Raw genomic sequence first — 18994 nt, 5'->3', positions numbered from 1 at the left:
ACAAAACCATTTTCACATTCCGCTTGTCAATAACTCAATCATGTTGATTAATGCCGGCCAGAGGAGGACGCCATGCCAGCCAAGCCACAAGACAGCCGTGGCGGACGCGGTATTCCCCGCCAGGGATGCAGCCAGAACGAGCGGCTCATCCTGTCGCTGATCCGCCGCCACGGCCCAATGCCCCGCGCCGTCCTGGCGCTGCGCACGGGCCTGTCCGCGCAGGCGATCACCAACCAGACGCGCCGCCTGATCGCCGCGGGCCTTCTGGACGCGGGCGAGGTGGTGCGCGGCAAGGTCGGCCAGCCGACGACGCCCTTGGCGCTGTCGCCGGACGGGGCGCTGTTTTTGGGTCTCAAGATCGGCCGGCGCCTCGCGGAGCTGGCGCTGGTGGATTTCGCCGGCCAGATCCGCCTGCACCGGCAGGAGATCCACCCCTACCCCGCCCCCGGCCGCATCTTCGACTTCGCGCGGCAGGGCGCGCAGACGATCCTGGACGGCCTGCCGCCCGCGATGCGGGAACGGGTGATGGGGCTTGGGATCGCGACACCCTACCGGCTGTGGGACTGGGGGCGCGAGATGGCGGACTGGAAGGGCTTCGATCTTGCCGGCCGGCTGGCGGACGTGCTGCCCTTCCCCGTGCATCTGGAGAACGACGCCACCACCGCCTGCGGGGCCGAGCTGATCTTCGGGCGCACCGACCTGCCGCGCGACTTCATCCACATCTATGTCGCCCATTACGCCGGCGGCGGCCTGGTGCTGGACGGCGCGCTGCGCCACGGGCCGACCCGAAACGCCGGCGCGCTCGGCTCGATGCCGGTGCCGGGAGGCAGGCAGCTTCTGGACCACGCGGCCATCGCCGCGCTGGAGCGGCGCATCGGCCACGCGCTGCCGCCCGACGATTCGGGCTGGAGCGTCCCCGACGAGATCGAGCGCGCCTGGATCGCCGAGGCCGCCGAGGCGCTGGCCTTCGCCGTCCTCTCCTCGGCGGCGCTGGCCGACCTGCCGCTGGCGGTGATCGACGGGGCGATGCCGGCGCGGACGCGCACGCGGTTGACCGAGGCGACGGCGCGGGCGCTGGCCGCGATGCCGGCGGCGGGCATCGACCGCCCGCGGGTGATCCAGGGAAGCCTCGGGCGGACGGCGCGCCTGCTGGGCGCGGCCGGCCTGCCGCTGGCCCATCACTTCCAGCCGGACGGCGCGCTGGACCGGAGCAAGGCGCCGCTGCGGCTGGCCGAGGAATGCGCTTGACTCGGGGGCTGCCGGCTCTATAAGCGCGACCTTCATTGGTGTTGGTGGACCCCGCGAGGGGAAGCCTGTCGGACCGCGCCCTCACGGGAACGGTTAAAGGACAACGCCCTTCTGAAACGCAAGAAGGAGATCAGCCGTGACGAAACGCACGTCTGCCAAGTACAAGCTTGACCGCCGCATGGGCGAGAACATCTGGGGCCGCGCCAAGTCGCCGGTCAACCGCCGCGAATACGGCCCGGGCCAGCACGGCCAGCGCCGCAAGAACAAGCTGTCGGACTTCGGCACGCAGTTGCGCGCCAAGCAGAAGCTCAAGGGCTACTATGGCGATCTGACCGAGAAGCAGTTCCGCCGCATCTATGCCGAGGCCGAGCGCCTGCGCGGCGACACCGGCGAGATGCTGGTCGGCCTGCTGGAGCGTCGCCTCGACGCGGTCGTCTATCGCGCCAAGTTCGTGCCGACCATCTGGGCCGCCCGCCAGTTCGTGAACCACGGCCATGTCGAGGTGAACGGCCAGCGCGTGAACATCCCGTCGTACCGGGTCAAGGAAGGCGACGTCATCTCGATCCGCGAGCGCTCGCGCCAGTTGGCGATCGTGCTGGAAGCCGTTTCGCTGACCGAGCGTGACGTTCCGGACTACCTGGACGCCGACCACAACAAGATGACCGCGACCTTCGTGCGCACCCCCTCGCTCGGCGACATTCCCTATGCCGTGCAGATGGAGCCGAACCTGGTCGTCGAATTCTACGCGAAGAACTGATCTTTGCGCTCAGCCGCACGCTTCGGGGGCCGCATCTGTCGATGCGGCCCTTTTGCGTCCCGCGACGCCGGGGGCGCTTCGCCCCCCGGACCCCCCGAGGATATTTGACGACCAAAGCAGATCCGCGCCGTCTTGACGCTTTTCTTGGCGGCAGGCGGCGACTAAACGGGCGGCAGGCAAGGAGAGGCCCATGACCGAGATCACCGTGCAGCCCGGCATCATGGACATCGCGCTCTATGTCAGCGGCGAGAGCAAGCTGGCAGGGCGCGAGGACGTGCTGAAGCTGTCCTCCAACGAGAACCCGCTCGGCTGCAGTCCGCGCGCGGCCGAGGCGTTCCGCGCCTCCAGCGCCGAGCTGCACCGCTATCCGGGGACGGATCACGCGGGGCTGCGGGCGGCCATTGCCGAGGTGCATGGGCTGGAGGCCGAGCGGATCATCTGCGGCGTCGGCTCGGACGAGGTGCTGCAGTTCATCGTGCAGGCCTATGCGGGGCCGGGCGACGAGATCATCTCGACCGAGCACGGCTTCTCGATGTACCCGATCCTCGCGCGGATGGTGGGGGCGAGCCCGGTCATCGTGCCCGAGGCCGAGCGCCGGGTGGACCCGCAGGCGATCCAGGCTGCCGTGACCGAGCGCACGCGCGTCGTCTTCATCGCCAACCCCGCCAATCCCACCGGCACCATGCTGACCGAGGACGAGCTGGAGAGCCTCGCCGCTGGCCTGCCGGCCCATGTGCTGCTGGTCCATGACGGCGCCTATGCAGAATTCGTCGAGGGCTTCGACGGCGGCGCGGGCCTCGTGCGGCGGCATCCGAACGTCGTGATGACGCGGACCTTCTCGAAGATCCACGGGCTGGGCGGGCTGCGGATCGGGTGGGGCTATGCGAGCCGCGAGATCATCGACGTGCTGAACCGGGTGCGCCAGCCCTTCAACCTCTCGAACGCGCAGATGGCGGCGGCCGAGGCAGCCATCCGCGACACCGCCTTCACCCGAACCTGCGCCGAGCTGAACGCCCGGATGCGGGCGCGGATGCGCGACTCGCTGCGGCAGATGGGCCTCGGCTGCGACGAGAGCTTCGCCAATTTCGTGCTGGCCCGCTTCGAGAGCGCGGAGATGGCCGGGGCGGCGGATGCGGCCCTGCGCGAGGACGGCATCCTGGTGCGCCGCGTGACGGGCTATGGCCTGCCCGAGGCGCTGCGGATCACGGTGGGCGACGAGGCGGGCGTGACGCGGGTGCTGGAGAGCCTTCGCCGGTTCATGGACGCGCGGAGGGGCGCATGAGCGTGATCTACCAGCGCGTCGCGCTGATCGGGCTCGGCCTCATCGCCGGCTCGATGGCTCATGCCATGCGCGAGCAGGCGCTGGCGGGCGAGGTCACGGGCTTTGCGCGCAGCCCCGAGACGCGGGCCGTGGCGCGCGAGATCGGGCTCTGCGACCGCATCTGCGACAGCGCCGCCGAGGCCGTGGCCGGCGCCGATCTGGTCGTGCTGGCCGTGCCGGTCGGCGCCATGGGCGATGTCATGGCCGAGATCGCGCCGCATCTGGCGCCGGGGGCGACGGTGACCGATGTCGGCTCGGTCAAGCAGTCGGTGATCGAGGCGGTGCTGCCGCATCTGCCGCAGGGCGTTCACTTCATCCCCGGCCACCCGCTGGCGGGAACCGAGCATTCCGGCCCGCGCGCGGGCTTTGCCAGCCTGTTCCGCAACCGCTGGTGGCTGCTGACGCCGCTGCCGGACACGGACGAGGCCGCGCTGGCGCGGCTCGACCGGCTGGTCGGTGCGATGGGCGCCAAGACCGACCGGATGGACCCGGGCCATCACGACCTGGTCCTGGCCGTCACCAGCCACGCGCCGCACCTGATCGCCTACACGATGGTCGGCGTCGCCGATCACCTGCGCCGGGTGTCGGGCGAGGAGGTGATCCAGTATTCCGCCGCCGGTTTCCGCGACTTCACCCGCATCGCGGCCAGCGATCCGACCATGTGGCGCGACGTGTTCCTGCACAACAAGGAGGCGACGCTGGACATCCTCGGCCGCTTCACCGAGGAGCTGTTCGTCCTGCAGCGCGCCATCCGCATGGGCGACGGCCCGCAGCTGCACGAGTATTTCACCCGCACCCGCGCCATCCGCCGCGGCATCATCGAGGCGGGGCAGGACACCGAAGCGCCCGATTTCGGCCGCAGCCCCGAGGCGCGGCCCGGCGAGTGATCAGCGCAGGAGGCGCGGCGCAGGCCCGAGGGGGATCGCGCCGAGGCTCACCTGCCCGCCCGCGAAGGTGAGCGGCAGGCGCAGCTCGCCCTCGGCGGGCGCGGGAATGGCGGGGCCGGAGAGCGGGCCTGCGGCCTCGGGGAAGTCGGTGCTCCCAAGCTGCGTCAGGCCGGCGCGGACCAGAAGCGCGGCGGCCGCGGGGATGATCTCCAGCGCGACAAGCTGCCGGATGATCGCCTCGCCGTCGCGGGTGAAGACCGCGAGCCGCCCCTCGGCAAGGCCCGAGGCGTCGGCCCCGAGCCGGCCGACGATGCGGATCTGCAGATCGCCGGTGGCAAGGTCGAGCCCCTGGGTCTCGAACCCCGCCAGCTGCGGGCGCCGCGCGCCCTGCTGAAGGCGCGGCGCATCGTCCAGCCAGACGCGAAGCGAGCCCGTCGCGGCGAGCGGACCGGGCAGCGCGGCAGCATCGAGGCCCGCAAGCGCCAGCGCTTCGGGCGCGATGCCCGCGGCCTCCAGCGCGAGGTCATAGGCGGCGCGGGCCGGGCGCGGCGCGTCATGGCCGAGCCGGCGCAGGCGCGCGTCGATCTGCAGCGTCTCGGCGGCGGCGCGCCCGTCGAGGCGCAGGTCGCGAAGGGCCAGATGCGCCGCATCGATCGCCATGTCGCGCAGGGGCGCCACGGTCGCGCTGGCCTCGGGCGCGGTGGCGGCCAGCGCCACGTCGCCCGCCCCGGTCCTGAGGCGGCCCTCGCCGGGCAGCGTCAGCCGCAGCGTCCGGGGCGCGGTCGGCGCCAGCGACAGCTCGGCATGGGGAAGCTCCAGCGCCAGCCCCGCGCCCGTCACGGCCGGCGCCTCAACGCGCAGCCCGAAGGCGTCGAGCCGCCGCAGCGGGGTCACGGCCGCCGCATCCACCTCTTGCGCCTCCGCGATCAGGGCGGCGGCGCGCCGCGCGGCCCATGTCTCGGCCCCCAGCCACAGCCCCGCCACCAGCGCCAGCAGCAGCGCGACCCCCATCATCAGGCGCAACATGACTTCCGTCCCATCCCTGCCCCGCCGTTGCCCGGCCCGGGGGCACTTTCGTTCGCGCGCATCGTGACCTAGATTTCGCCACAAGGAAAGCGAAGGCGATGAACAGGGTTGAGTGGATCTTCGGCTACGGCTCGCTGATGTGGGACCCGGGCTTCACGCCGGTCGAGACGCGCCGCGCGCGCCTGTCGGGCTATGCCCGCTCCTTCTGCCTGCGCTCGATCCAGCACCGCGGCACCGCCGCCCGTCCGGGCCTGGTCCTCGGGCTGGACGAGGAGGCCGAGGCCGCCTGCTGGGGGCTTGCGCTGCGCGTGGCGGGGCGGGACCATGACGAGGTGCTGGCCTATCTGCGCGCGCGCGAGCTGGTCACCGACGCCTATCGCGAGGCGGTGCTGCCCCTGGCGCTGGAAGACGGGCCCGAGGTCCCGGCGCTGACCTACGTGATGCGGCGCGACCATTGGCAATATGCGGGCGGCCTGACGCTGGACGAGCAGGCGCGCATGATCGCGACGGCGGTCGGGGGACGGGGCGCGAATGCCGACTACCTCTTCAACACCGCCGCCCATCTGGCCGAGATCGGCCTGCCCGACGCCGAGCTGGACCGTCTGGCAGGGATGGTGCGCAAGTTGTTGGAAAATCGCCACTGATCGCGCGGGGCCAGGGGATCGCCGCGCTTGGCAACCGCGCGGGCCGGCCCTACACTTCGGTCACATTGTGGCGAGCAAGCAGGTAGTGGCGTGAGTGACATCAACAACGGCCCGAGGCCGGGCGACCGGAACGCCTCGCGGCTGACCCTGACGAACCGCCGCATCACCGCGCAACGGTCCGAGGCCCTGACGGGCGCCGCCGCCCCGCGCTTTTCGCAGCCGGTGCGCCAGATCCTGATGATGCTGACGGTGCTGGGCCTTGTCCTGGTAGGGGCGTGGTTCACCTATGGCCGCATCCTGCCGATCTTCATGTCGAACTACTGGCTGAACGGTCTGATCCTGGCCGTCTTCGCCATCGGCGTGATGGCCTGCTTCTGGCAGGTGGGCCAGCTCGTCCGCTCGGTCAGCTGGATTGAGCGCTTCGCCGCCCGCCGCCGCGCCGCAATCGAGCGCGGCGCCTCGGTCATGCCGGACGATAACGCCCCGCGCCTGCTCGCCCCTCTGGCGGCGCTTCTGGGCGCGCGCGGGCCGTCGGGCGGGGTCATCTCGACCGGCTCGGCGCGCTCGATTCTCGACTCGGTGGCGACCCGCATCGACGAGCTGCGCGACATCACGCGCTATCTTGCCAACCTCCTGATCTTCCTCGGCCTTCTGGGGACGTTCTACGGCCTCGCCACGACCGTGCCCGCCGTGGTCGAGACGATCCGCGCCCTCGCGCCCGAGGAAGGGCAGTCCAGCCTCGACGTCTTCGAGGAGCTGATGACCGGGCTCGAGGCGCAGCTGGGCGGCATGGCCGTCGCCTTCTCGTCCTCGCTTCTGGGTCTCGCCGGCTCGCTGGTGGTCGGGCTTCTCGAGCTGTTCGTGACCCACGGCCAGAACCGCTTCTACCGCGAGCTGGAGGAGTGGATGTCGGGCTTCACCCGCGTCAGCCTGGGCGGCTCCGAGGGCGAGGGCCTCGACGGCGCGGCGATGAGCGGCTTTCTGGAGCAGATGGCCGCGCAGATGGACCGGCTTCAGGAATATCACGCCGAGCGGGACTCGGCGCGCGACGATGCGGCGATGATGGCCGACGAGCGGGTGGTCGTCATGGCGCAGGCGATCGAGGCGCTGGTGCTGAAGACCGAGGCCGAGCAGCAGGCGACATCGGGGCGGGCCGAGGCGCTGACCGGCGCCCTGGCGCGCCTTGCCGACGGGCAGGAGCGGCTGATCGCCCTGGTGCGCGAGAACGAGGCGCCCGCTCCGCCCGACCTTTCGGGCATCGAGGCCGCGCTGCGCCGGATGGCGGCGGATGCGAACGAGGGGCGCGAGGAGATGCTGACCGAGCTGCGCTCGGACCTTCTGGTGCTGACGCGCGCCGTGCGGGCCGCCCGCTTCGGCGACCCGTTCCGCGACGAGCAGCTGCCGCCGGGCCCGCACGCCCCGCGCCGGGGCGTCTGAGATGCGGCTCCAGCGCGCGCAGAGCGGGCAGCGCTTCTCGGCGACGATCTGGCCGGGCTTCGTCGATGCGATGACCGCGCTGCTGATGGTGCTGATGTTCGTGCTGACCATCTTCATGGTCGTGCAATCGGTGCTGCGCGACGAGATCACGACCCAGGACGACACGATCACCGGGCAGAACCTGACCATCTCACGGCAGGAGCAGCAGCTTCAGCAGCTGGGACAGCAGGTCGCCGCGCTCGGCCAGGCCCTCAGCTCGGCCGAGGAGCGCGAGACCCAGCTGGCCGCGACGCTGGAGGCCGAGGCCACCCGGGCCGCCGATCTGGAGGCCGAGGCGCGGGCGCGGGCGGCGCAGATCACCCGGCTGAACACGCAGCTCGAGGCGCGCGGCACCGAACTGGCCGAGGCGCAGAGCCGCCTGACCGATTTCGAGGCCGAGGTGGCGACGCTGCTGGCCGCGCGCGTGCAGGACCAGGCGCGGGCCGAGGAACTGGCCGCGCAGCTGGAGACCGAGGGCCAGCGCGCCTCGGCGGCCGAGCTGGCGGTGGCGAGCGCACGGGCCGAGATCGACGCGCAGGCCGAGGCCGCGCGCCTCGATGCGGCGCGGCGCGAGGCGCTGGAGGCGCTGGTCGCGGACCTGCGCGCTGACGCCACCTCGCGTGCCGAGGCCGTGGCGGCGGCCGAAGCGCAGCTGGACGAGGCCGAGGCGGCGCGGCTGGTCGAGGCCGAGGCCGCGCGGGTGCTGCGTCAGCGGCTGGAGACGGCCGATGCCGAACTGACCGCGATGACGCTGGCGCTCGAGGAACAGCGCCGCGCGGCCGAGGAGACGCTGACCCTGCTGGCGGCCGCGCAGGCGGCCCGGCAGCAGCTGGAGGGTGAGCTGACCGAGCAGATGACCGAGGCAGAGCGGCAGGCGGCGCTGCTGCAGGTCGCGCGCCAGGAACTGGCCGAGCAGGAGGAACTGTCGGCCGACGGCCAGCGCCGCGTCGCCCTGCTGAACGAGCAGGTCGGCTCGCTGACGGCGCAGCTCGGCTCGCTCCAGGCGCTTCTGGAGGCCGCGGGCGACGAGCAGGCCGAGGCCGAGCTGCGCGTCGCCGAACTGGGCCAGCAGCTGAACGCCGCGCTGCTGCGGACGGCCGAGGAGACGCAGCGCCGCCTGGCGCTGGAGGAGGAGGCACGCAGCCGCGCCGAGGCCGAGGCGCTGGACCTTGCGCGCTACCGTTCCGAGTTCTTCGGCCGCCTGTCGCAGATCCTCGAGGGGCGCGAGGGGGTGCAGGTCGTCGGCGACCGCTTCGTCTTCCAGTCCGAGGTGCTCTTCGCCCCCGGCGAGGCGGCCCTGTCCGAGGCCGGGCGCCAGCAGATCGCGGGGGTCGTGCGGCTTCTGACCGACATCTCGGACGAGATCCCGCCCGAGGTGGACTGGATCATCCGCGTCGACGGCCACACCGACAACCTGCCCCTTTCCGGCACCGGCCGCTTCCGCGACAACTGGGAGCTGAGCCAGGGACGGGCGCTGGCGGTCGTGCGCTACCTGACGGACGAGCTTGGCTTCCCCTCCAACCGGCTGGCGGCGACGGGTTTCGCCGACACACGCCCCGTCTCGGCCGAGGAGACGCCCGAGGCCCGGGCGCTGAACCGCCGGATCGAGCTGAAGCTGACCGAGCGCTAGGGGTTCAGTGGCCGACCGACTTCGAGAAGAGGTTGACGACCACCACCCCCGCCACGATCAGCCCCAGCCCGAGGACGGCCGGCATGTCCAGCCGCTGGCCGAAGAAGACGAGGCCGATGGTTGCGACAAGGACGATGCCGACCGCGCTCCAGATCGCGTAGGCGATCCCGAGCGGCAGGGCGCGCAGGCTGAGCGAGAGCAGGTAGAAGCTGGCGAGATAGCAGAGCGCCATGCCGATCGTCGGCGCGATCCGGCTGAACTGCTCGGACCGCTGCAACAGCGAGGTGCCGACAACCTCGAGTGCGATGGCGGCGAGAAGCGGGACATAAGGCGAGGCGATCATGCGGCGGCGCCCTCATCCGGTTGGGGAATTCCTCAATCCTGCCATACGCTTCATGTGCCGCTCAAGCTCGGAATTGATCTCGGCGCCGATCAGGACGACGCAGACCGTCAGCCACAGCCAGGTCATCAGCGCCACCGCCGCGCCGAGCGAGCCGTAGGTCTCGTTGTAGTCCGCGAAGTTGGCCGCATACCACGAGAAGAGCATCGAGGTGACGACCAGCGCGACGCCCGCGATTAGCGCCCCCGGCGAGATCCAGCGCCAGCGCGACTTCGGCGCCGCCGGGCCCCACCGGTAGATGGCCGCCAGCGCGAAGACCAGCACCGCGAACATGATGGGCCAGCGGATCGTGCCCAGCACCGCCTCGCTGGTCGGATCGACCGGCAGCCAGCGCAGCATCAGCGGGATGACCGCGATCACCCCCAGCATCAGCGCGATGAGGACCAGCCCGCCAAGCGTGAACATCATGGCGACGAGGTTCAGCTGGATGAAGCTGCGCGTCTCGCGCTGGAAGAAGGCGACGTTCAGCGCCGAGAGCAGCGCCTTCATCCCGCCATTGGCCGACCAGAAGGCGATCAGCAACGAGGCGAGGCCCGCGACCGACAGCGCGCTGACCGGACCCGAGGCGATGGCCGTGACTTGGGACCGGATGATCTCCAGCGCACCCTCGGGCAGGAACTCGCGCAGCAGCGCGAGATGGCTCTCGATCGTGTAGGGATCGGCCAGCAGCCCGTAGAGCGAGACGAAGGCGGTGATGGCCGGAAACAGCGACAGGAGGCCGAAGAAGGTCACGCCCCCGGCGACCGAGGTCACGCGATCCTCGCCGATCTGCGTCAGCGTCGCCTTGGCCACGGTCAGCAGATCCTTGGCCGTGAAATCACGCAGCCGCACGTTTGGCGCCTTCGCCGCAAGGACCGGCGAATCGGCCGGGTCCACCGGCGGCAGGGCGGGCTTTCCTGCACCCGAGGCCGGTCTGTCCGCGGCTTCGGCGTCCTCGGAGTCGAGGCCGAAGCGCTGCCGGGCCTGCGGGTCGAGCGGATCGAAGAGGGCGCCGAGGACGGTGCGCGGCGCGGCGCCGCCCTGCCCGCCTCCGGCGCCCGCCCGGCTCACCGCTGCGCGGTCCGGTTGCTGTCGAGCGGCTCGTCCATGGGACGGTAGGGATGGGGCGCCGTCTCCTGCCGCGGCTCGGTGCCGCGCTTGGTCCCCAGCATGCCGCGGAACTCGTCGGCGGCGGTGGTGAACTCGCCCACGATGCCCTGCGCCTGCGAGGCGACCCTGCGGAAGGCGTCGAAGGCGCTGACCAGCGACTGCGCGACGCTGTTCAGGCCGGTCGACAGCTCGTTCGCCGTCCGGGTCAGGTCCTGCGCGAAGTTGCCGCCGCTCTTGCGGCTGCGCGAGGCGCGGGCGCGGACGGCCGCCCCCGCTTCCGCATCGCGTCGGGCCTGCGCGCGCACGCGGCGGCGCATCGCCTCGCGCTCGTCCTCGTCGAGCCCCGCATAGCGCGGGGCCAGAGCGCGGGGATCGTCGTTGCGCCAGTTGCGGTCGGGCTTCGGCCGATCGCTCTGCCGGTCATCGCCCGACAGCGCCTGGACGGCCATTGCCGTGCCGGCGGCGATTCCCGCCAAGCCCAGGGCGACGCCGCCCCACACGATCACCTTCGCGGTGCCAGACGGCGCGGGCCAGGTGCGGCGGCCGTCCGGAGAGACCGCGCCCGAGGGCGGGATGCGCGAGCTGCGCATCGGGCGATGGGCATAGGGCGCGGCGGTGCGATGTCCCTCGGGGACCGGGCGGATGCCGAAGCGGGTCTCGCTGTCGCGGTCGGCTTCGGTCATCTCGGGATGGGAATCATGCGGGCGTGTCATCGGCGTCTCCGGCATTTACAAGCGGTTGGTGCCTCAACCCGGTGCGGCTGGCGAATGTTCCATCTCCAGGCCGACGGCCGATGCAAACTTGCCCCGGCGTCGCCCTGCCGCTATGCCCGCGCCAACCGAAAGGAGGCCCGTCTATGATCCCCCGCTATTCCCGCCCCGAGATGGTCGCCATCTGGTCCCCCGAGACGAAATTCCGCATCTGGTACGAGATCGAGGCCCATGCCTGCGACGCGCAGGCCGACCTGGGCGTGATCCCGCGGGAGAATGCCGAGGCCGTCTGGCGCGCCAAGGACGTGCAGTTCGACGTTGCCCGCATCGACGAGATCGAGGCCGTCACCAAGCACGACGTCATCGCCTTCCTGACCCATCTGGCCGAACATGTGGGCGCCGATCAGGCGCGGTTCGTGCATCAGGGCATGACCTCCTCGGACGTGCTGGACACCACGCTGAACATCCAGCTGATCCGCGCCGCCGACATCCTTCTCGCGGACATGGACCGGGTGCTGGCCGCGCTGAAGACCCGCGCGCATGAGCACAAGGACACGGTCCGCATCGGCCGGAGCCACGGCATCCACGCCGAGCCGACGACGATGGGCCTGACCTTCGCCCGCTTCTACGCCGAGATGGCCCGCGGCAAGGCCCGGCTCGAGGCCGCGCGCGAGGAAGTCGCGACCGGCGCGATCTCGGGCGCCGTGGGCACCTTCGCCAACATCGACCCGGCCGTCGAAGAGCATGTCTGCGCTAAGCTCGGCCTGCGCCCCGAGCCGATCAGCACCCAGGTCATCCCGCGCGACCGCCACGCGATGTTCTTCGCGGTGCTCGGCGTCATCGCGTCGTCCATCGAGAACATCGCCATCGAGATCCGCCACATGCAGCGCACCGAGGTGCTGGAGGCCGAGGAGTTCTTCAGCCCCGGCCAGAAGGGCAGCTCGGCCATGCCGCACAAGCGCAACCCGGTCCTGACCGAGAACCTGACGGGCCTCGCCCGCCTCGTCCGCATGGCCGTGATCCCGGCGATGGAGAACGTCGCCCTCTGGCACGAGCGCGACATCAGCCATTCCTCGGTCGAGCGCGGCATCGCGCCGGACGCGACCATCACGCTGGACTTCGCGCTGAACCGGCTGGCCGGCGTGATCGAGAAGCTGGTGATCTACCCGGACAACATGCTGGCGAACATGAACAAGTTCCGCGGCCTCGTGATGTCGCAGCGCGTCCTGCTGGCGCTGACTCAGGCCGGCGTCAGCCGCGAGGACGCCTATCGCCTGGTCCAGCGCAACGCGATGAAGGTCTGGGAGAAGGGCGCTGATTTTCGGGAAGAGCTGCTGGCCGATCCCGAGGTGACCGCCGCCCTCAGCCCCGCCGAGATCGAGGAAAAGTTCGACCTCGGCTATCACACCAAGCATGTCGACACGATCTTCGCCCGCGTCTTCGGCGATTGAGGCGGAAAAGACCGGGCCTGATAACCCTTCGTTAGTCCGCTTGTGCCAGATTGCCCCTGACGGACGATCACGGGGGCGACATGGGCACGGCGGAACTCAGCCAGCGGCAGAAGGCGGCGATCATCGTGCGCCTTCTGCTGGAAGAGGATGACGGCGTCAGCCTCGACCGGCTTCCCGCCGACGCCCAGACCCTCCTGGCCGAGGAGATGGCCGGGATGGAGCTGATCGACCGCCACACCCGCGACGCCGTGATCGAGGAATTCTGCGAGGATCTCGAGGCGGTCGGCCTGACCTTTCCGGGCGATCTCGACGGCACGCTGGCGATGCTCGGCGGCAAGATCTCGGCCGACAGCAGCGACCGGCTGCGCCAGGCGGCCGCGGTCGAGGGCAAGGCCGACGCCTGGACCCGCATCGCCGCCCTGCCGCAGGAACAGCTGGTGACGCTGGCGCGCGGCGAGCCGCCCGAGCTGGTGGCGGTGATGCTGTCGAAGCTTCCGGTGGACCTTGCCTCGGCGGCCTTCGTCGGCCTGCCGCGCGAGCGCGCACGCGCCGTGGCGCAGGCAATGTCGATGACGGCCGGGATCAACCACGCTGCCCTGCGCCGCATCGGCATGGTGCTGCTGCAGGCGGCCGAGGCGCTGCCGCGCCCCGCCTTGCCCGCCCCGGCGGCCGATCGTGTGGGGGCGATCCTGAACTTCGCCTCGGCCGACCTGCGCGACGAGGTTCTGGGCGCGCTGGACGAGCACGACCAGGACTTCGCCGAGGGCGTTCGCCGCGCCATCTTCATCTTCGCCCATATCCCGACGCGGGTGGAGCCGCGCGACGTGCCGCGCATCCTGCGCGAGATCGAGCAGCCGATCCTGATCCGCGCCCTCAGCGCCACCGCCGAGGCCGATGCCGAGGCCGCGCAGTACCTGCTGTCGAACCTCTCGCAGCGCATGGCGGACGGCCTGCGCGAGGAACTGGCCGCCATGGCCAAGCCCCGCGCGAAGGATGTCGAGGAGGCGATGGTGGAGGTCGTCGCCGCCATCCGCCGCCTGCACGACAACGGCGAGATCACGCTGCGCATGCCGTCGGACGAGGGCTGAGTCGTCTGTCCTTCGTAAGTGAAGATAGGGTCCGGCTTGAGCGCCGGTCCCCTCGCCCGTCGCTCTGCCTCAGGCATGAGTGCTGGTGACCGCGATGAGCTTCCGAAGCCGCAGGGCTGCAGACGTCCTTCACCGTCATGAGCTTATCGGTTGAACCTCATCCGCAGCCCGTGACGCGGTGAAGCATGCGCAGGTCGGCCTCAGCGACCACAGAGTTGAGCGCTGACAGAAACAGTCGGATTGTGTCTACCGTTAACCCGGAACGGCGAGCCGTTCACTCTATAAGGAAGTTAAGAGCGCCTCCGATCATTTCGCATCCTGGGACCAGCTCCTCTGTCTTCTCGGACGGCTGACCACACCAGACGCAACGCCGCTTTTCTCTAGGCAGTCTCCGGAAAGCCGAAAGAGCCACCATTGAGGACCAGAGACACTAGCCTGCCATCCTCAGAAGTCTGCATGGACGTTGCACTTAGCGCCGTACCCATTCCGGGCTGGTCATCCGACGCGGTAGCAGCAGCGCAAGCGCGAGCAGCAGCCATCGGGCAGCGCGCGGCGACAGGCTCCATGTCCTCTTGGCGCTGACCGCGCTCGCTACCTCCGGCCTTGTTGCACCCCCTTCAGAGGCGTGACAACACTGGCGCCGGGCTCGGGGCGAGTTGCCGGCCGAGGGCACAGCAAGGAGGACGCGATGAACATCCGCTATCTGCACACGATGGTGCGCGTGAAGGATCTGGAGGCGACGACGGGCTTCTTCCGGCTTCTAGGCCTGGAGGAAACGCGCCGGATCGACAACGAGAAGGGGCGCTTCACGCTGGTCTTCATGGCGCCGCCGGGCCAGCCGGAATGTCCGGTCGAGCTGACCTACAACTGGGACGGGGACGAGGGGCTGCCCTCGGACAGCCGCCATTTCGGCCATCTCGCCTATCGGACCGCCGACATCTACAAGCTCTGCCAGACGCTGATGGACGCGGGCATCACCATCAACCGCCCGCCGCGGGACGGGCACATGGCCTTTGTCCGCAGCCCGGACAACGTCTCGATCGAGCTGCTGCAGGAAGGCGACGCCCTGCCCCCGCAGGAGCCCTGGGCGAGCATGGAGAACACAGGGCACTGGTAGGCCCTGCGCCAAAGGCGGCGGGACGCGCCCGCCGCCTTGGCTGCCGTCAGTAGATGTAGCGGATCTGCTCGGACCAGAAGCGTTCGATCCGGCGGGTCTGCATGTTCACCAGGTCGAGGGGCGGATCGTCCAGGACGCCCGACATCGCCAGCCCCTGCGCATGGCGCAGGAACAGCTCTCGCACCAGGTGGCGGATGCGCTGGCCCTCATGAGTCAGCCGCACGCGGACCGACCGGCGGTCGAGATCGCAGCGCTCGTGATGGACGTAGCCCATCGTCACCAGCTTCTTGAGGTTGTAGCTGACATTCGAGCCCTGATACATCCCGCGCGAGCGCAGCTCGCCCGCGCTGACCTCGGCCTCGCCCAGGTTGTAGAGGATCATCGCCTGGACCGGCGTCAGGTCGCTCTGGCGCAGGCGTTCGAACTCGTCCTTGACGAGGTCGAGCATCAGGCGGTGCATCCGCTCCAGCAGCTGGAGCGACTCGAGATAGGCTTCGGAAGTGTCGGGAAGCACGTCCTCGGCCGGCAGGGCCGGGCCGGGCTTTCCCTCATGGGGTACATGGGCAAGCATCGTGTCTCGCTGTCCTGTCCTGTTCTTCATGGGAAGGAACATGACAGGAAAGAGACAATTGCCCGTTAATCGGCAAGCCGTTTTCCAGCGGATACGCCGAAAATTTTACGCAGTCCCGAAGCGCAGGGCGGCATGGCCCGCGATCTCGTCCAGGATCGGCGCAAGCGCCGCGGGGCCGGTGTCGCCGCCGCCCGCGCCGATTCGGCGCGTCACCCAGAGATAGAGGTCCTGATCGTTCTCGGACAGAAGCCGCTCGTAGGCGGCCAGCTGGTCGGGCCCGAGGGCGGCCAGCCGGTCATCGGCGAAATGGCCGAGGATCAGGTCCATCTCCTTCATGCCGCGGCGCCAGCTGCGCATGTGCAGCCGCTTCAGCCGCGTCTCATAGGTCTCGTGCATCTCGTCAGCCATGTTTCAGGGCCTCCTCCAGCCGGCCGAGCTGGCGCGACGCCTCGGCCAGAAGGCGGCGCAGCTCGTGCAATTCGCTCTGGCCCGCGGCCGGCGCCTGTTGCTGCGGCCCCGTTCCCGTGCCCATCATCAGCCAGTCCGCGTCAACCGCGAGCCGGGCGGCGATCTGCGACAGGAGCGGCGCGGTCGGCTCGGCCTGGTCGGCCTCCCAGCCTTCCAGCGTCTCGGGGCGCACGCCCAGCTCGGACGCCAGCGCGTCGACCGACAGCCCTGCCGCCTCGCGCGCCGCCGTCAGCCGGTCTCCGAGGGTGGCCACATGTTCCGCATAGATCTCGTCGCTCATCCGATCCCTCGCTTGTCGCCGGCACGGCGCGAGCGTAAGCCAAGCGGGCCCCAAGAGCAAACCGAGGACCGACATGGCGTTTCTCTCAGCGCGGCTCGCCCGCGTCAAACCCTCGCCCACCATCGCGATGACGACCCGCGCGGCCGAACTGGCGGCAGAGGGCCGCGACATCATCGCCCTGTCGGCCGGCGAGCCCGACTTCGACACGCCCCCCCATATCCGCGAGGCGGGCAAGGCGGCGATCGACGCAGGCCAGACCCGCTACACGGCCGTGGACGGGACGGCCAGCCTCAAGCGCGCGGTGGCCGCGAAGTTCGCGCGCGAGAACGGACTCGATTATGATCCGTCCGACGTGACGGTCGGCTCGGGCGGCAAGCAGATCCTCTACAACGCGCTGATGGCGACGCTGGACGAAGGCGACGAGGTCATCATCCCCGCGCCTTACTGGGTCAGCTATCCCGACATGGTGGTGCTGGCGGGCGGGGTGCCGGTCACCGTCCCCTGTCCCGCGGCGCAGGGCTTCCGCCTGACGCCCGAGGCGCTGGAGGCGGCCATCACGCCCCGCACCAAGTGGCTGATCCTGAACTCGCCGTCGAACCCCACGGGCGCGGGCTATGACGAGGCGCAGATGCGGGCACTGACCGACGTGCTGCTGCGCCATCCGCAGGTCTGGGTCCTCTCGGACGACATCTACGAGCATCTGGTCTTTGACGGTTTCCGCTTCGTCACGCCGGCCGAGGTCGAGCCGCGGCTGAAGGATCGCGTGCTGACGATGAACGGCGTCAGCAAGTCCTACGCGATGACGGGCTGGCGCATCGGCTACGGCGCGGGGCCGAAGGCGCTGATCCGGGCGATGGCGACCTTGCAGTCGCAGTCCACCTCGAACCCCTGCTCGATCAGCCAGCAGGCGGCCGAGGCCGCGCTGACCGGGCCGCAGGACTACATCCGCGACAGCCGGGCGGTCTTCCAGCGCCGGCGCGACCTGGTCGTGACGGGCCTCAACGCCTGCCCCGGCATCGACTGCCCGGTGCCGCAGGGCGCCTTCTACGTCTACCCCTCGATCGCGGCGCTGATCGGCACGACCTCGGTCGGCGGCACGCGCATCGACAGCGACGAGGCTTTCGCCAACGCCCTGCTGGACGAGGAGGGCGTCGCGGTGGTCTTCGGCGCGGCCTTCGGCCTCAGCCCGCATTTCCGCGTCTCCTACGCCACCAGCGACGCGCGGCTGACCGAGGCGGTCGCGCGCATCCGCCGCTTCTGCGAGGGCTGCAACTAGGGGCGCCACCGCACGTTGTCCGGGGGCGAGCAGACAAAAGGAGAAGCATATGCTGCCCCAGAACGCATTGATCGTCGTGGCCGACGGCCACGGCGCCACGCTGTTCCGAAACTCGGCCCGCCACGGCATCACCCTGGCCGATGCCCGGAAGATCACGCCCGAGACGCTGTCCGATCCTGCCACGACGCCCGTGCTGGACGAGATCAGCCCCCGCGACGAGGAAGAGGCGGCCTTCGCCGTGCAGCTGGCGCGACACCTTAACGCGCTGGTCCTGAAGAACCGGCTGGAGGATGTCGCGATCATCGCCGATCCCTCGACCCTAGGCGTGATGCGCAAGCACTACCACAAGGAGCTGCAGCTGCGCCTGCGCAAGGAACTGGCCAAGACGATGACCAATTCCGAAACCAAGGACATCGAGAACGCGCTGGCCTGAACGGCCCGACGCCCCGAAATGCAGAACGCCCCGCCAGTCCGGCGGGGCGTTTTCTGTAGCTCATGCCTCGGCGGGTCTCAGAAGATCCCGAAGAGGTACAGAAGGATAATCACGAAAAACGGCACCCCAAGGAACCACGCAACCAGACCTTTCATCGCTCATCTCCTTGATTGATATGCAGATCGAACACATCACGCCGCGCATTGTTCCGGGCGGGCCTGCTCAAAGCGCGGTCCAGCCCCCGTCGACGCTGATCGTGGTGCCGGTGATCTGCGCCGCGGCGTCGCTGCACAGGAAGACGGCCGTGTCGCCAAGCTGCCCGGTCGTGGCGAATTCCTTCGACGGCTGGCGCTCGAGCAGGACCTTCTCGATCACCTCGTCGCGGCCCATGCCGTATTTCGCCATCGTGTCCGGGATCTGCGCCTCGACCAGCGGGGTCAGCACGTAGCCGGGACAGATGGCGTTGGCGGTGATCGGCTCGCGCGCCGTCTCGAGCCCGGTCACCTTGGTCAGGCCGACGATGCCGTGCTTGGCCGCGACATAGGCCGACTTGTAGGGGCTGGCAGTCAGCCCGTGGGCCGAGGCGATGTTGATGACCCGCCCCCAGCCCGCGTCCCGCATCATCGGCAGCGCCGCTGCAGTGGTGTGGAAGGCCGAGGAGAGGTTGATGGCGATGATCGCGTCCCACTTCTCGGCCGGGAAGTCCGGGATGGCCGCGACGTGCTGGATGCCGGCGTTGTTCACCAGGATGTCGCAGCGGCCGGCCTGCTCGACCAGCGCGCGGCAGGCGTCTCCCTTGGACATGTCGGCCATGATGTAGCGCGCGGTGACGCCGTGCGCGGCGGCCAGCTTCTCGGCAAGCGCGTGATCCTCGTCCCGGTCGGTGAAGCTGTTCAGCACCACGTCCGCGCCCGCGGCGGCCAGCCGTTCGGCCACGCCGAGGCCGATGCCCGAGTTCGAGCCCGTGATGACCGCCGTCTTGCCTGCCAGAAACCTCTGGAACATCGCCTGCCCCTCCTGCTTGCGAAGATGTGAACCCGCCGGTTTGGACCGGGGTTGTGCAGGCGCAGCATGGGAAAAAAAAAGCGCCCGCACAAGGCGGGCGCAGTTATGAGGCAGGTT

The 18994-nt window shown here is 70.0% G+C and carries 20 protein-coding genes; 12 read left to right on the top strand and 8 right to left on the bottom strand.

Going from position 1 to position 18994, the window contains the following annotated elements; translation table 11 throughout:
• Window positions 1–72 precede the first annotated feature (72 nt).
• The 4 genes from BLP73_RS01915 (at window position 73) to BLP73_RS01900 (ending at window position 4213) form a co-directional block, all read left to right on the top strand.
• Window positions 73–1248, top strand: coding sequence for an ROK family transcriptional regulator (locus BLP73_RS01915; RefSeq protein WP_090739813.1), 1176 nt, complete (start codon window positions 73–75; stop codon window positions 1246–1248).
• A 136-nt stretch (window positions 1249–1384) separates the two neighbouring features.
• The gene (gene rpsD / locus BLP73_RS01910; protein ID WP_090739812.1) at window positions 1385–2005 is read left to right on the top strand and encodes a 30S ribosomal protein S4; all 621 of its coding nucleotides are present in this window, start codon (window positions 1385–1387) and stop codon (window positions 2003–2005) included.
• Between the two features lie 190 nt (window positions 2006–2195).
• Window positions 2196–3287, top strand: a complete 1092-nt coding sequence (hisC, locus tag BLP73_RS01905; RefSeq protein WP_090739811.1) for a histidinol-phosphate transaminase — start codon at window positions 2196–2198, stop codon at window positions 3285–3287.
• Window positions 3284–4213 carry a prephenate/arogenate dehydrogenase family protein gene (locus BLP73_RS01900; protein ID WP_090739810.1) on the top strand — a complete coding sequence of 310 codons (930 nt, stop codon included), beginning with the start codon at window positions 3284–3286 and terminating at the stop codon, window positions 4211–4213. The genes hisC and BLP73_RS01900 overlap by 4 nt, the downstream gene beginning before the upstream one ends.
• On the opposite strand, the gene BLP73_RS01895 is transcribed toward BLP73_RS01900, so the two are convergent.
• Complete coding sequence (locus BLP73_RS01895; protein WP_090739809.1) at window positions 4214–5239, bottom strand: DUF2125 domain-containing protein; 1026 nt, start codon at window positions 5237–5239, stop codon at window positions 4214–4216. It lies immediately after the preceding gene.
• Between the two features lie 98 nt (window positions 5240–5337).
• Between BLP73_RS01895 and BLP73_RS01890 the strand changes: the two genes are divergently transcribed.
• From BLP73_RS01890 to BLP73_RS01880, 3 genes are all read left to right on the top strand, one after another.
• A complete protein-coding gene (locus BLP73_RS01890; RefSeq protein ID WP_090739808.1) occupies window positions 5338–5883 on the top strand; it encodes a gamma-glutamylcyclotransferase in 546 nt (181 codons plus the stop codon).
• Between the two features lie 237 nt (window positions 5884–6120).
• Window positions 6121–7320: a hypothetical protein gene (locus BLP73_RS01885; RefSeq protein ID WP_090740061.1), complete on the top strand. Its 1200-nt coding sequence runs from the start codon at window positions 6121–6123 to the stop codon at window positions 7318–7320.
• Between the two features lies 1 nt (window position 7321).
• Window positions 7322–8989 carry a peptidoglycan -binding protein gene (locus BLP73_RS01880; protein ID WP_090739807.1) on the top strand — a complete coding sequence of 556 codons (1668 nt, stop codon included), beginning with the start codon at window positions 7322–7324 and terminating at the stop codon, window positions 8987–8989.
• Window positions 8990–8993: 4 nt separating this feature from the next.
• On the opposite strand, the gene BLP73_RS01875 is transcribed toward BLP73_RS01880, so the two are convergent.
• Genes BLP73_RS01875 through BLP73_RS19290 form a run of 3 tightly spaced genes read right to left on the bottom strand, consistent with a single transcriptional unit; the run spans window position 8994 to window position 11191 of the window.
• Entirely contained in the window at window positions 8994–9332 is a 339-nt protein-coding gene (locus tag BLP73_RS01875; RefSeq protein ID WP_090739806.1) for an SMR family transporter, read from the bottom strand.
• Window positions 9333–9344: 12 nt separating this feature from the next.
• On the bottom strand, window positions 9345–10439 hold the full coding sequence (locus tag BLP73_RS01870; RefSeq protein WP_175453202.1) for a YihY/virulence factor BrkB family protein: 1095 nt from the start codon (window positions 10437–10439) through the stop codon (window positions 9345–9347).
• On the bottom strand, window positions 10436–11191 hold the full coding sequence (locus BLP73_RS19290; RefSeq protein ID WP_175453201.1) for a hypothetical protein: 756 nt from the start codon (window positions 11189–11191) through the stop codon (window positions 10436–10438). Before BLP73_RS19290 ends, BLP73_RS01870 begins: the two co-directional genes overlap by 4 nt.
• Window positions 11192–11334: 143 nt before the next feature.
• Between BLP73_RS19290 and purB the strand changes: the two genes are divergently transcribed.
• The 3 genes from purB to BLP73_RS01855 all read left to right on the top strand — a co-directional run bounded on the left by purB (window position 11335) and on the right by BLP73_RS01855 (window position 14844).
• Window positions 11335–12639, top strand: a complete 1305-nt coding sequence (gene purB / locus BLP73_RS01865) for an adenylosuccinate lyase (protein WP_090739804.1) — start codon at window positions 11335–11337, stop codon at window positions 12637–12639.
• Window positions 12640–12719: 80 nt separating this feature from the next.
• Window positions 12720–13727 carry a FliG C-terminal domain-containing protein gene (locus tag BLP73_RS01860; RefSeq protein WP_090739803.1) on the top strand — a complete coding sequence of 336 codons (1008 nt, stop codon included), beginning with the start codon at window positions 12720–12722 and terminating at the stop codon, window positions 13725–13727.
• Between the two features lie 688 nt (window positions 13728–14415).
• Window positions 14416–14844 carry a VOC family protein gene (locus tag BLP73_RS01855; RefSeq protein WP_090739802.1) on the top strand — a complete coding sequence of 143 codons (429 nt, stop codon included), beginning with the start codon at window positions 14416–14418 and terminating at the stop codon, window positions 14842–14844.
• Window positions 14845–14890: 46 nt separating this feature from the next.
• Here the strand turns inward: BLP73_RS01855 and BLP73_RS01850 are convergent, their stop codons facing one another.
• The 3 genes from BLP73_RS01850 to BLP73_RS01840 all read right to left on the bottom strand — a co-directional run bounded on the left by BLP73_RS01850 (window position 14891) and on the right by BLP73_RS01840 (window position 16163).
• Window positions 14891–15304: a MarR family winged helix-turn-helix transcriptional regulator gene (locus BLP73_RS01850; protein WP_245686522.1), complete on the bottom strand. Its 414-nt coding sequence runs from the start codon at window positions 15302–15304 to the stop codon at window positions 14891–14893.
• 216 nt (window positions 15305–15520) lie between these two features.
• A complete protein-coding gene (locus BLP73_RS01845; protein WP_245686502.1) occupies window positions 15521–15823 on the bottom strand; it encodes an FAD assembly factor SdhE in 303 nt (100 codons plus the stop codon).
• Window positions 15816–16163 (bottom strand): helix-turn-helix domain-containing protein, encoded by a 348-nt coding sequence (locus tag BLP73_RS01840; protein ID WP_175453200.1) that lies wholly within the window; start codon window positions 16161–16163, stop codon window positions 15816–15818. Before BLP73_RS01840 ends, BLP73_RS01845 begins: the two co-directional genes overlap by 8 nt.
• Window positions 16164–16236: 73 nt before the next feature.
• On the opposite strand from BLP73_RS01840, the gene BLP73_RS01835 reads away from it, so the two are divergent.
• Window positions 16237–17439 (top strand): pyridoxal phosphate-dependent aminotransferase, encoded by a 1203-nt coding sequence (locus BLP73_RS01835; RefSeq protein ID WP_090739800.1) that lies wholly within the window; start codon window positions 16237–16239, stop codon window positions 17437–17439.
• A 49-nt stretch (window positions 17440–17488) separates the two neighbouring features.
• Window positions 17489–17872, top strand: a complete 384-nt coding sequence (locus BLP73_RS01830; protein ID WP_090739799.1) for a baeRF12 domain-containing protein — start codon at window positions 17489–17491, stop codon at window positions 17870–17872.
• 222 nt (window positions 17873–18094) lie between these two features.
• On the opposite strand, the gene BLP73_RS01825 is transcribed toward BLP73_RS01830, so the two are convergent.
• Window positions 18095–18877, bottom strand: coding sequence for a 3-hydroxybutyrate dehydrogenase (locus tag BLP73_RS01825; RefSeq protein ID WP_090739798.1), 783 nt, complete (start codon window positions 18875–18877; stop codon window positions 18095–18097).
• Window positions 18878–18994 lie beyond the last annotated feature (117 nt).

The organism is Paracoccus tibetensis, assembly GCF_900102505.1.
In the GTDB taxonomy this organism is placed as follows: domain Bacteria; phylum Pseudomonadota; class Alphaproteobacteria; order Rhodobacterales; family Rhodobacteraceae; genus Paracoccus; species Paracoccus tibetensis.
This window is presented reverse-complemented; position numbering and strand designations above follow the sequence as displayed.